Genomic DNA, 12,099 nt, shown 5'->3' on the forward strand with positions numbered 1-12,099 from the left:
GGGACACGGGGGACACGGGAGACACGGGAGACACGGGAGACAAGGGAGACAAGGGAGACAAGGAGGACAAAGAAATAATTTATTTTGACTTTTAGCTTTTGACTTTTGACTTTCCTTAGCCCCTACTCCCTGCTCCCTGCTCCCTTTTTATCCTGCCAAACTTTCCATACTCAAGGGTACTAAGTCACCGTTGCTGGTAAATCCTAACATCATAGCCTCTTGTGGTTGGATCGTTTGTCCCGTCAAAACGCAGCGTTCCTCTGTTTGTGCTGTCGCTGGAATACTAGCGCGGATATCAGCGCGAGAAAATTTCGGTTTCCAATCACCTGATTTTTGCTGTACGTAATTCCACAGAATATCTCGGATCAAAGCTTGATATCCTTGGTTACCGGATATCTCTTTTAATTTTTCTTTTAATTCCCTCTCTAGACGGATGCTAGTAACTTCCATGTCTGTTGTAGGAATGCGAGTGAGTGTATGCATCATGAATTCTCCTTAAAAGATCTAGACAACTCAGTAATACAAGTGTAGTATCTTTAAAGTAAGGATTAAATAACTCTCTGCATTAGGTGTAACTTCAGTGAAATCTTTAGGCTTCATCTCTCCTCTACTGGCTTGCGCCAACTGTCTCGGCAGTTGGGAATCAGTAGCTATGGCGGTGGAGTCTTTGTTTATGGGTGGTGCAGCCAGATTTTGGCGGCTAGGCGATCGCCTCAGTCAAGCACAATCCGCAAGAATTAACGATAATTTTGGCTATGGAAGCATTGGGCTGCATTCGTCAGAACCACTAACACAACTAGATAGCGGGAGGTACAGGTATAAAACTGTACCGTCATCAGGATAAAACCACTTACAGGAATTTCAGCCCCCGCTTCTGAATTAAGTAGAAACGGGGGTTTTTATTTGGTGTTTTCTACCTAGAGATTTCTCAATACAACATTTTTTATAGGAGGAGTACAGCTGTGATTAGCGCCAATCAAGTGTTAGAGCAACCTGTAGTCGTGTTTTCGCAAAATTACTTACCCATCAGTCGCATCAACGTCAAGCGTGCGATCGCGCTGTTGATTCTGGGTAAAGCTGAAGCACTTGATTTTGGGCAAGAGACAGAATTATTTGTGCGATCGCCCAATTTAGTCATGGCTGTTCCCTCCTATATTCGTCTCACGTTTACCAGTACGGAACGAATTTGGAAGATTCCCCCTGTGAATCGCAGGGAAGTGTTACGCAGAGACAATTACGCTTGTCAATATTGCGGTAATAACAAGCGCTTGACAATCGATCACGTCATTCCTCTATCTAAGGGTGGATTACATACGTGGAATAACGTTGTGGCAGCTTGCGAACAATGCAACCAGTATAAAAGCGATCGCACCCCACACCAGGCAGGAATGTTACTGCACTCTAAACCCAAAGCACCGATTCATCCAACAGTTGCTTTTGCCGAAAAATTCTGGCGCTCGGAGCATCTCCCGCCAGACATAGGAGGAAACTCTATCTCATGCTGAAATTGAATTACACTGAAACTGGTTTTCACTTAGAGCATTTGACTCAATCCTTAGAAGAGTGGGTTGCAATGCGAGCCATATTCGCCCTGCGCGTAGGCGAATCCATTTGCATAGAACCTAGCACAGCTTCATTTCTATTACCTGGGGATTTACCACAGTTGAATTCACTCGCAACCGCGATCGAACGATATGGGACAGATGAAGTTGCATTAGAAAAGTGCGACGCAGAATATGTAGAAATCTGCTTGCAAGGATTTTGGTTAGCATCCGATGCTGAGAATGCCGCAGGCGTGTTTGTCACATCTTTGTCTTACGCGATCGAGTTATTGTTATTTCATTTGTGGCAAGAATCTCAAATGAGTGCTGCAATGAGCGATCGCTAAGCAAGTCAAAAGTTAAAAGTTAAAAGTCAAAAGAATGTCTGTTTAGGGCGCATGAATTTATTTGTGCGTCCTATTACTGGTAATTGGTAATGGGTAATTGGTAATGGGTAATTGGTGTTCTTCTTTGCGTCTATCTTGTGAGGAACCACTTTGCGTCTTTGCGGCTAACGCTACGCTAACGGCTTCGCCTTCGCTATCGCTAACGCCTACGGCTGATGCGCGACACAAAATCACAGCTGTTACGGACACGCGCATACCTATCTTCGGTCGTGCGATCGCACCTGGATAAATAAACTATCAGTAATACCCATCTATAATACAATTATGTAATACGCCTAAACCCATTTTCTACAAGAGCTACAGCCAATTTCAAAAAAAGTTTCTCCAACCTCTTGACATTTTTGTAGTATATTCTGTAGTATAAATGTGGTGAGTCGAGAGACAAATCTAATCCCGAAACAATAATGTTTTACATTCACATAATTAATCGAGGTGAAAAGCCTTCAGACTTCCCATGCGATAAATCTGATTCTAATTGCGATCGCACGGCATTAGAATCAGCCCAAAATAAAAATTCTCGCCGCGCAAAAGCAAAAGCCATCGAAATTATGCGTCATATTCAACAAGTTTATTATTTAGAAAATCGAGGTATTTATAATAGTTAAAAATTCTTTTTTTGAACCTTAAAAATTGAATATTATTACCTATTTTGTGGATTTATGGGTTCGATTCCCCCACTCTCGTCATCCCCTGGTAGCTCAGTTGGTAGTAGCACCTGTGTGAAGAACAGGAGAGCGTTGGTTCGATTCCAACCTAGGGGGTTGCGTTGCCTTATAGCTCAATGGTAGAGCGACGCGCTGTTAACGCGGGGGTTGTAGGTTCGAGTCCTATTGTCCCCATTTGGCGAAAGTCAAAAGTTAAAAGTTAAAATTCAAAACAAACGATATATGGCAAAAATATTTATGCTGTTAGTAAGAAACAGTATAGCAAAGAAGCAATTAAATTCATTTTTCAATAACTATATTGCTTGGAAAGCAAGACTAAACTGGATTCAGCAAGTTTAGATATATTTTAGCGATCGATGACACAAAAATATGTACAAAAAGCAAAAAGAACCTAACTTAATAGGCGCTGGATGGCAACCCCTAAATAGAGACATCGACCTAAATTATCTTTGGGAAACTTGGTCGAATAATCCGTGGGAAGTATCTCATAAAGCTATGAATGTAGTCAGCTATATTGCTGATGCACTCGGTCGAGAAAACTATGCTTGGTGGGCAAATTTTTTAAACTTATTCTACGAAACTACGCGAGAAGAAATTGATGAGTTCTGGAACTTCATCACGCCCGAACCAATTACGCCCGATAATCGATATAGAGATAGTTTATCAATTGAGACACCTGTTGTTAAGTCGGTGACACGCGATTTAATTCCGATTGAACAAGTTCTGTTAAAACTAGAAGAGATTACTATTTTTAGACTCTTAAGTTTTTTAGGTCGTCCAGATCTAATTACGCAGTACAGTACTGGAAAATATTTCTATTACCCACCAGAAAAATTTGTTGAATGGAATAAACTCAAAAGTATTGGTAGTATTTTTGCGTATTGGTCGGAACATGAAATTTGGCTGAGAATCGATCCTTTGTATAGTATGGAGCGCGATCGCCGTTATACTATAATGGCAAAGAAACTCGCACCATTGGTAAACAAAGTCACTTACGATCTTGCCGTGATGTTAAGTGGCTACCAAAGTCGGATCGGACAAGTTCACAGTCAGTTTGCTATTAATTCTTTTCCGGCTGACGTACAAAGTTTTACTGATGCCGTTCAAGAGAAAGTTTTTACCCAAAATCAATTGGCTGTATTAGTTTATGGCAATCCTGGTACGGGTAAAACGGTATGGGCGCAAGCAGTAGCAAAAGAAATTCTCGCCCCACTGGGATATATTATTTTTATCCTCGACCACGCGGCTGTAGAGAATTTTGTTCCGCCGAGTTACTTAGAACGAGTTTGCATCATTATTAACGAGGCTGATAACTTAGCTCCCGATCGCTCTACAGAAATCGCACAATCAAATTATAAAACCGAGCGGATTCTCAGCTTACTCGATGGCACGTTATATCAAAGTGTCATTGATGAATCGGGCATTCAGGAGCAACAAAAGTTAGTCGTGTTAATGACCTGTAATACGACAGAAAGATTAGATCCGGCGATGTTACGCAAAGGCAGGATAGATTTGATGTGCGAGTTCGCGCACCAATTCGTGTAATTTATTTACATTTGGCTCAATTTTGCTGAGAGTTGAGCCGCTTTGTTACCCAACTCGCCAACCCGCTAATAATCGTTCCAGCCATGAGAATACCGATCGCGGGAGTAAAAACAGGTTGCCACAGCTTATACCATAAGTCTAAACCCAAAGGTAAATGCAAGACGTGACCAGCAACTGCGATCGCCAGCCAGAAGAAAGCAAAGAGGACGAGAAAGAAATCTGCTACTAGGGCAAGATTTATCCATTTGAGAAATTGCTCTTTCATATCAATTTCATAGATATTTCTTCAACAACAGTCCCAACTTTTTTTGAGTTGCCACAGGCACTTTATTTAGGGGTGTAAGAATAGCATACTTTAAAGCGGAGTGCGCTTCTGAGGCAGGAGGATTTTTACTCAAGCGCCGTACCGTTTCTTGAATTACCATTTGAGCATTCTTGGCATTACGTTGCAGGTTAGCAATTACCATCTCGACGGTAACGCTATCGTGGTCTGGATGCCAGCAGTCATAGTCTGTTACTAAGGCTAGGGTAGCGTAGGCAATTTCTGCTTCTCTGGCTAACTTTGCCTCTGGTAAGTTGGTCATACCGATAACCGTTGCACCCCAACTGCGGTAAAGGTGAGATTCTGCTTTGGTAGAAAAGGCTGAACCCTCCATGCAAACGTAAGTTCCGCCACGATGTAGGGTAACATCTGAGAGATTGAGACTGGCGATCGCCTCAGCTAAAATGCCTGCTAGTCGATCGCATACCGGATCGGCGAAAGCAATATGGGCAACTATTCCCTCACCAAAAAAAGTCGAGATGCGATTTTTCGTGCGATCGATAAATTGATCGGGTACGACCATATCTAAAGGTTTTGCTTCCTCCTTCAAAGAACCAACAGCAGACGCAGAGATGATGTATTCTACGCCTAACTGTTTCATAGCGTATATATTGGCACGAAAAGGTAATTCTGAAGGTAAAAGCGTATGATTGCGACCGTGACGGGCGAGAAAGGCTACCCGCGTTCCTTCTATGGTTCCCACAATTAATGCATCTGAGGGCGCACCAAAAGGCGTATCAACTTGCAACTCTTCTACATCCTGAAGTGCTTCCATTTTGTAGAGTCCACTGCCTCCAATGATGCCAATTTTTGCCTCTGCCACGATTTTCGCTCCACGCAATGCCGCAACGTCAGATTATTCTAAGGCAAATAAGCAACAAAAAACCGCTTCAATCAATTTGCAAGATTGTCAAGCGGCTGACCTCTGGAGTATTTAGCTGTCTCCAATATTTGTAGGATTAAATGATTCCCGGTCCTTTGTGGCGTTGGTCGCCTTCTTCAGTCAGCTTGCCTTGTTCGTCTTCATTCAGTTCTTCAACTGTTTGCTGGCGTTCGGCTGCTTCTGCCTCTTTAATAGCGGTGCGATCGCCTGGAGTTTCGTAATACATTTCGGGTTCAACTGCATAGTTATTGGCTAAACCCTCTTGGTCTACAGTAGCACCACCTGTAACATTAAGGCTTTCAGCACCCGCTTGCTCTTCAGCTGTTTCCCGATAATCTTCACCTTCACGATCCATACGAGCTGCTACCTCTGCTGGAATGATGCCCCGATCTGCTGTTGAGGTATCCATCTCGTCATTACGGGTAACTTTTTCTTTAGATCTTGCTTCACTCATGAATTTTTCTCCCAATAGATTTCTTTATTGTTGGGATCGATGCTAAAACTTTCCTTTAGCTAGATGGATCTACCTTTTGGAGAGTTTGTGTCAAATATAAGAATTGAATATCTCTATCTCAAGATGTAATTTGAGTTAGATTCGTCAGCAATCTTTAATAGCTCAAAAACTAAAAAATGCAATCTAGCTTAGCTATTTTATGAAGTCACGTCATAGTTTTTGACTGCTGACTCCTAATTTCCGACTTCTTGTTGTCATATTTGCATCATTTTTATACTGAAAACTAGAAGCAAAATATTGGAGGCAAACAACTATGAAGCATGGAGCATTCTTGAGTTTAGCCTTAACAGCAGTTATGGGCGCGATCGCCATTCCTATGTTGCCTAGCTTTGCCCAAGCGCAAAGTACAACTAGAATTGGCGATCTACAACAACGTGCCAGAGGTACAGTCATTTCTGGCGAAGTCGTCAGCGTTGTTGGTAACGATTTCACTCTTAGAGATGGTTCGGGAGAAATTATTGTCGATGCTGGTCCCCGTTGGTGGCGAGAAATTAATCTCAAACCAGGGGAAGAAGTCAGTGTAAGAGGCGAGCTCGGCAAAAAAAGTGGCGAGTTTGATGCCTTTTCTATCACTCGTGCTAATGGTTCCACGATTGAAATTCGCCCTGCTGAGGGTCCGCCGCCTTGGGCAGGCAAGCCAAAGCCCGAACGTCTGCCTGCCGCTGCTCAGCCAGTAAAACCGTAAAGTGGTACTGCTGTAAAACTAGAGCGATTGGCAGGAGAAATAAAAGAGCAAATAATAAGGGGTGCAGTTATAGTTTGCACCCCAGTTTTGATATAGAGTTTTAAATTTAGAATTGAACTGTTGTTATATAGCTTCAAGACTCTCAGGCTAGATTTCGGAAAATCTACTTTATGGTTGATGAGGTTTATTTGTGTTTATAGATTACATTACGTTAATGTTGATTAACATGGTCGCTGGGTTGTTTTTACTGGCGTACTATGTCTATGCTGGCTTGGACGATCCCTACCAAAGCAAATGGATTCCTGGGTTTGGAATTACGGGCGCGATCGCACTTACCACTGGATTGCACATGACATTAACCTGGACTGTCAGAGGCAGTTTCAATATTGCATTTGGTGAAACGAGCGTTCTGTTTGGCATCCTATTTATTGGTACGTCTATCAGCTTGGCAAAAGGCTGGGAGTTAATGACTCTAGCGATTTATGGTTTCTTTGCTGGGCTAGTCGCAATCTTAGTAGGCGTACGCCTGATAAATTTAGGATTGACGAAACAACCTATCCTCTCAGGCATCGGCTTCATTTTGACGGGATTAGCTGGAGTTTGTGCCGCACCAACACTCTGGTACTTTAAAAATAATCGTTTGTGGCGCATCGTTGGAGCAGTCGGATTAATTGCCGCTGCATTAATTTGGGCGCTGACCGGATACATGGCTTATTGGAGTCACTTAGATAGCTTTCAGCAGTGGGTTCCAGCACCAATGCGGTAGACTGCGATCGCCATTGAGACAGACACGAATTTTGTACGGGCGGGTTTTTCCAACAGCTTTGACTCTGATAGATATTTTAGATAAACCCGCCCCTGCGCATACATAGCTGTTCTATCAGCCAGAAGTAAAGTTCATTGCCACACCATTCATGCAATAACGCTTGCCAGTCGGTTTGGGACCATCCTCGAAGACATGACCCAAATGCCCGCCACAGCGACGACAATGGACTTCAACTCTGGTCATAAACAGTGACTTATCTACAGATGTCGCGATCGCACCTTCAATCGGAGTAAAAAAGCTGGGCCAGCCAGTACCGCTGTCGAATTTAGTCTCCGAGGTAAATAGTGGTAAGCCGCAACCAGCACAGACATATGTACCTTTGCCATATTGCTTATCTAAGGGACTAGTCCTTGCCCGTTCGGTTCCGTGTTGACGCAGGACGCGAAACTGTTCTGGTGTTAATGTTTTGCGCCACTCTGCCTCAGTTTTTTCGATCTCAAATTCATTATTTGCCGTTGCCATATCGTCCGATCTCCAAGGTAGATAACGCGATAACAGCGCCATGCCAACTACTGCTGCACTAGCGTGTAAAAAATCTCGTTTTTTCATCATTTATATATTCTGACCGATGATTTGTATAAGCGCGATCGCACCTCATACACGCTAAGCAAAAACTCTGAGTTCCGGCTGAGATGAAAATTAAAGCCAGCTAAAAATCATTGACTTCTGACTTCCTCCGATCGTTTATCTGTAGAATTATTGTCAATAGTTCGCAATTACAACTCAAATTCCGAACCATTAAGGCTGGGACTACGCATTCCTATCTTCTCTATTTGTTAATTCGTCATCGTCAGAGATCGAGCTTATGAAAGGATTGTCAACCAAAAATCTCTCTTTAGCTTACGACGGTACGCCGATTATCCATGACTTGAATTTGGCAATCCCGACAGGACAAATTACTGCTTTAGTTGGTGCAAATGGTTGTGGTAAATCGACGTTATTAAGGGGACTGGCAAGATTACTCAAACCTCGTGGTGGTGCGGTCTATCTCAATAGCACTTCGATTTTGCAGCTTTCTACCAAAGAAGTCGCCCAACAGTTAGGAATTTTACCTCAAGCTCCAGTCGCACCAGAAGGGTTAACAGTACGGGATTTAGTAGCACAAGGGCGTTATCCCTATCAAAACTGGTTGCAACAGTGGTCGGTACAGGATGAGAAGATCGTTCAACAGGCACTCTTGATTACAGATTTGATAGAGCTGGCAGAGCGATCGCTAGACACTTTATCAGGCGGACAACGACAGCGAGCTTGGATTGCAATGGCTTTGGCGCAAGACACGGAGATTTTACTTTTGGACGAACCGACGACTTTTCTCGATTTAGCCCACCAGATAGAAGTTTTAGATTTGTTGTATGAGTTAAACCACCAGGGACGGACAATCGTGATGGTGTTGCATGACTTAAATCAGGCGTGCCGTTATGCCGATTATTTAGTAGCTGTCAAAGATGGTCGAATTTTTGCCGCTGGATCGCCAAAGCTAGTGATGACTGAAGATACGATCCAAGAGGTTTTCGAGCTGGAGTGTCGTATTGTTGCCGATCCAGTTTTGGGAACACCAATGTGCGTACCAATAGGACGTAAGGGCAAGGGAAATAAATTATAAATAAAATTGTTGCTAATGACTACCATCGCTATTATTGCAGGTACATATCAACCCGATCGCTGTGGTACTGCCCACTATACTGCTTACTTGAGACAAGCACTGGCAAAACAGGGGGTGAATTCGATCGTACTCACAACTCAGGCTGCGGCAACAGCGATCGACGACCCTAATGTTAAGGGAGTCGTGACAGATTGGGGATTGTCTCAAATATTATCTCTAGTCCGTGCTGTCAAATCTACTGCTGCCGATCTGCTTCACATTCAACACGCAGCCGGGACATACCGCTTTCAACGCCCGATTTTTCTCCTACCACTCCTATTACGAGTTTTTGGTTACCGAAAACCAATTGTCACAACCGTGCATGAGTATGGTTGGTGGGAATGGCAACCAAAAGGAATTCCACCTCAGTTTTTGGAATGGCTGAAAATGTGGGGACAACAGCGGGGATGGTGGGATCGAGAAGATGGTTTTTTACTCACGCGAAGCGATGCCATTATTACGACTAACGCCGAAGCAGAAAGTGTCATCCTCAAACGAATGCCAAATTCTACCGATCGCTTGCACCGAATTGCGATCGCCGCAAATATTACAGTAGTTCCGATCGATCGCCAACAGGCGCGACAGCAGCTACGACAGCAATTTGCTTGGTTGTCAGATAGTTTTGTAGTCGTCTTTTTTGGCTTTCTGCATCCTGTTAAAGGCATCGAGTATTTATTATCGGCATTTAGGCAAGTTGTGACTCAACAGCCCCAGGCGCGATTGTTATTACTGGGAGGTGTAGAAAGTTTAGCTTTACAGGCAGAAGCAGCGAAATCTTATTGGGATCGGCTGCAACTATTAGTCAAGGAACTCCATCTGAGCGATCGCGTTTCCATGACGGGTTACGTAAGTGGTGAAACAGCTTCTCACTACCTCTCTGGAGCCGATCTGGGCGTGTTACCCTTCAATCATGGCGTGACGCTCAAAAGCGGCTCCTTACTGGCTTTAATGGCGCATGGTTTGCCTGTAATTGCTACTCGCAGCACTCCACCAGATCCCGATTTATTAGCTGAAAATCTGCTGGAACTCATACCTACTCGCAATGACACAGCACTAACCGAGGCTTTGCTCAAACTCATTCCAGATCGAGCGAAATGCGATCGCCTCAGTGCTACAGCCAGTACATTGAGCGATCGCTTTACTTGGTCTGCGATCGCCAAAGCACACAACAATATTTATCAGCAATTACTAACAACCAAGAAACAAAATTCAAAGTAACCACAAGCTAACCCTTTTGCGTCTTAGCGCCTTTGCGCGATCTCATCTTAAAACCCTTTAACTGACAACTGATTACAACCAAGACTATTCGTTAACAAAATGGTTCCCCAGCGAGTTTTCTGAAAAGTCTGAAATTCTGCTCGCCATTGTTTTTGTAACTCAATCGGAAAAACTTGTTCGCCCTTGCCTTCTAAAAAGATCGTGCAGGCTTCAGTCGCCATAGCTTGAAAATCTTGTTGACTAAACTTATTTGCAACATCTGGATTAGGAAAATCAATTCCTGGGGCGCGAAAATAGATTTCAATTGGAGTTCTGACCAGCTTTTTTCCTGCTTCAACAGCAAAGATAGGTTCCATAGTTAGGAGTGGTTCGGGCGTTTTGGCAAGTGCTGCAACTGTTTGATAGTAACTGGGATTCTGATTATTTGCCCATTGCTCGTACAACGAGGGAAACGTCGTTGAAAATTGATACAAAAAGAGTAAGATATAAATAATTAACGCAACAAAATTTGCAGCGATCGCACTTAGAGGAAGACGCTGGCAAAATTGATAAATTCCTATTCCTAACCCAAACATACCAAAAGCAAATGCTGGTGCAGCACCTGACATATAGTGAGGAAAGAAGTTTGAAGAAAGAAAGGTGCTAGTTACGACTAAGCCAAGAAATGCTAAAGCATAAAATCTTAATTTTCTTTGCCAGATAGCACTATAGATCAGTCCGCTGCAACCAAGTAGATATAAATAGATATCTTTTTTAGCTTGTAAAAAAACAAATAACCGCTCGAATCTTCCAGTTGCTTCGCGGTTTATTTGTCCGAATATAACTTGGTCAAGACTGCGAGGAACAAACACAAAATAGACAAATAAGATAAATATTGCTAGAACACCGAGTAAAAAATATTTTTTTAATTCTCGCGATCGCTGTACTCTTGACTTTTCAGAGTAGCTCATAGCCAAAGCCAGAAAAGAAAAATTTAATAAATTAGGCAAAAATAGTAACACGGACGATCCAAACAAGAAAGCTTGCGTTATTGGTGTCCATTTCCACTGCTTTTGACAGACTCCTAAATAAAAGAATACAATTAGAAAATTGTTTGCCATTTGTCTAATTGCCAGAAATCGAAAATCCTGAAACATCAGTTCGTGAAATGTCAGGTAAAATAAAATGGCAAGAATGGCGGCTGAAGAATTATCTCGTAACTTTTTACAAGTTAAATAAAAGGGAACGACGGCAAAGCAATTTAAAGCAAGAAATAACAACCGTACCCAATACATATTTCCGGTTAATTTCAAGACGATGCCACTATATAGGGGTAACAACGGCAGATGCCAAAGCGGAAAATCTTTGTGGGGGGCGAGTCCTTCCAACATCAATCGACCCGCTTCTGCATAAACTCCTTCGTCAGTAAACGGAAACGCCGCTAAATGTAAGTAACGGGCTTGCAGGTAGAAGAAAAAGCTGGCAATGCAAATTACTGGCAGAATGCGATACCAGCCATAACTAGAGCTGCGATCGCGTAAATCTTCCTGATTTCTTCTAAATCTAAGATTTTGTGGCAAGCGTAGGCAGAAATTTAAGTTAGTAGTATCGGCATACAGTAGATTCTACTGCTAGGAGCGAGAATTTGCGATCGCATCTATCATCGTGCCTTTTGAATTTTCGACTACGGCGAAAGAGATCCCCCCAACCCCCTTTTTAAGGGGGGCTTTTGTTCGTGGCGTTGGTAGGAGGGCGATTTGTTCACACCGTCGGAAGGGGGCTTTTGTTCATACTGTCAGAAGCAGACTTTTGTTCGTGGCGTTGGCGGGGGGGCTTTTGTTCCCCCCTTTTTAAGGGGGGCTAGGGGGGATC

The 12,099-nt window shown here is 43.1% G+C and carries 16 protein-coding genes and 2 tRNA genes; 10 read left to right on the plus strand and 8 right to left on the minus strand.

The annotated features are described in order from the left end of the window. Positions 1-147: 147 nt before the first annotated feature. Positions 148-483: a hypothetical protein gene (locus C7Y66_RS27550; protein WP_041463407.1), complete on the minus strand. Its 336-nt coding sequence runs from the start codon at positions 481-483 to the stop codon at positions 148-150. Between the two features lie 97 nt (positions 484-580). Here C7Y66_RS27550 and C7Y66_RS30705 point away from each other — a divergent pair, with 97 nt between their 5' ends. The 3 genes from C7Y66_RS30705 (at position 581) to C7Y66_RS27560 (ending at position 1,888) form a co-directional block, all read left to right on the plus strand. Further along, on the plus strand, positions 581-844 hold the full coding sequence (locus tag C7Y66_RS30705) for a hypothetical protein (protein WP_146149895.1): 264 nt from the start codon (positions 581-583) through the stop codon (positions 842-844). 118 nt (positions 845-962) lie between these two features. Continuing rightward, positions 963-1,505, plus strand: coding sequence for an HNH endonuclease (locus C7Y66_RS27555; protein WP_106548022.1), 543 nt, complete (start codon positions 963-965; stop codon positions 1,503-1,505). Further along, a complete protein-coding gene (locus C7Y66_RS27560; RefSeq protein WP_106168901.1) occupies positions 1,499-1,888 on the plus strand; it encodes an alr0857 family protein in 390 nt (129 codons plus the stop codon). The genes C7Y66_RS27555 and C7Y66_RS27560 overlap by 7 nt, the downstream gene beginning before the upstream one ends. A gap of 57 nt (positions 1,889-1,945) precedes the next feature. Here the strand turns inward: C7Y66_RS27560 and C7Y66_RS27565 are convergent, their stop codons facing one another. Together C7Y66_RS27565 and C7Y66_RS33160 are read right to left on the minus strand one after the other, a co-directional pair. Then, entirely contained in the window at positions 1,946-2,137 is a 192-nt protein-coding gene (locus C7Y66_RS27565; RefSeq protein WP_146149896.1) for a hypothetical protein, read from the minus strand. A gap of 226 nt (positions 2,138-2,363) precedes the next feature. Beyond that, a complete protein-coding gene (locus C7Y66_RS33160; protein WP_255410077.1) occupies positions 2,364-2,489 on the minus strand; it encodes a hypothetical protein in 126 nt (41 codons plus the stop codon). A 146-nt stretch (positions 2,490-2,635) separates the two neighbouring features. On the opposite strand from C7Y66_RS33160, the gene C7Y66_RS27575 reads away from it, so the two are divergent. The 3 genes from C7Y66_RS27575 (at position 2,636) to C7Y66_RS27580 (ending at position 4,158) form a co-directional block, all read left to right on the plus strand. Continuing rightward, positions 2,636-2,709: transfer RNA gene (locus C7Y66_RS27575), tRNA-Phe, on the plus strand. A 12-nt stretch (positions 2,710-2,721) separates the two neighbouring features. Continuing rightward, positions 2,722-2,787 (plus strand) — tRNA-Asn (locus C7Y66_RS31445). 195 nt (positions 2,788-2,982) lie between these two features. Further along, on the plus strand, positions 2,983-4,158 hold the full coding sequence (locus tag C7Y66_RS27580) for an AAA family ATPase (protein ID WP_106548025.1): 1,176 nt from the start codon (positions 2,983-2,985) through the stop codon (positions 4,156-4,158). Positions 4,159-4,174: 16 nt separating this feature from the next. On the opposite strand, the gene C7Y66_RS27585 is transcribed toward C7Y66_RS27580, so the two are convergent. The 3 genes from C7Y66_RS27585 to C7Y66_RS27595 all read right to left on the minus strand — a co-directional run bounded on the left by C7Y66_RS27585 (position 4,175) and on the right by C7Y66_RS27595 (position 5,817). After that, entirely contained in the window at positions 4,175-4,423 is a 249-nt protein-coding gene (locus C7Y66_RS27585; RefSeq protein ID WP_015156445.1) for a hypothetical protein, read from the minus strand. A 7-nt stretch (positions 4,424-4,430) separates the two neighbouring features. Next, positions 4,431-5,303 (minus strand): S-methyl-5'-thioadenosine phosphorylase, encoded by an 873-nt coding sequence (locus tag C7Y66_RS27590; protein WP_106548026.1) that lies wholly within the window; start codon positions 5,301-5,303, stop codon positions 4,431-4,433. 136 nt (positions 5,304-5,439) lie between these two features. Next, positions 5,440-5,817, minus strand: a complete 378-nt coding sequence (locus C7Y66_RS27595; protein ID WP_106548027.1) for a hypothetical protein — start codon at positions 5,815-5,817, stop codon at positions 5,440-5,442. Between the two features lie 313 nt (positions 5,818-6,130). Here C7Y66_RS27595 and C7Y66_RS27600 point away from each other — a divergent pair, with 313 nt between their 5' ends. Continuing rightward, positions 6,131-6,562, plus strand: coding sequence for a NirD/YgiW/YdeI family stress tolerance protein (locus tag C7Y66_RS27600; RefSeq protein WP_106548028.1), 432 nt, complete (start codon positions 6,131-6,133; stop codon positions 6,560-6,562). A 190-nt stretch (positions 6,563-6,752) separates the two neighbouring features. Then, positions 6,753-7,328: a DUF981 family protein gene (locus C7Y66_RS27605; RefSeq protein WP_106548029.1), complete on the plus strand. Its 576-nt coding sequence runs from the start codon at positions 6,753-6,755 to the stop codon at positions 7,326-7,328. Positions 7,329-7,442: 114 nt separating this feature from the next. Here the strand turns inward: C7Y66_RS27605 and msrB are convergent, their stop codons facing one another. Beyond that, a complete protein-coding gene (gene msrB, locus C7Y66_RS27610) occupies positions 7,443-7,937 on the minus strand; it encodes a peptide-methionine (R)-S-oxide reductase MsrB (RefSeq protein ID WP_106548030.1) in 495 nt (164 codons plus the stop codon). 256 nt (positions 7,938-8,193) lie between these two features. On the opposite strand from msrB, the gene C7Y66_RS27615 reads away from it, so the two are divergent. After that, a complete protein-coding gene (locus C7Y66_RS27615) occupies positions 8,194-8,991 on the plus strand; it encodes an ABC transporter ATP-binding protein (protein WP_106548031.1) in 798 nt (265 codons plus the stop codon). Between the two features lie 15 nt (positions 8,992-9,006). Next, complete coding sequence (locus tag C7Y66_RS27620; RefSeq protein WP_106548032.1) at positions 9,007-10,248, plus strand: glycosyltransferase family 4 protein; 1,242 nt, start codon at positions 9,007-9,009, stop codon at positions 10,246-10,248. Positions 10,249-10,295: 47 nt separating this feature from the next. Here C7Y66_RS27620 and C7Y66_RS27625 read toward each other — a convergent pair whose 3' ends face one another. Then, positions 10,296-11,807, minus strand: a complete 1,512-nt coding sequence (locus tag C7Y66_RS27625) for a hypothetical protein (protein WP_106548033.1) — start codon at positions 11,805-11,807, stop codon at positions 10,296-10,298. Positions 11,808-12,099 lie beyond the last annotated feature (292 nt).

The sequence above is a fragment of the Chroococcidiopsis sp. CCALA 051 genome, from assembly GCF_003015105.1.
GTDB classification, from domain to species: Bacteria; Cyanobacteriota; Cyanobacteriia; order Cyanobacteriales; family Chroococcidiopsidaceae; genus Chroococcidiopsis; species Chroococcidiopsis thermalis.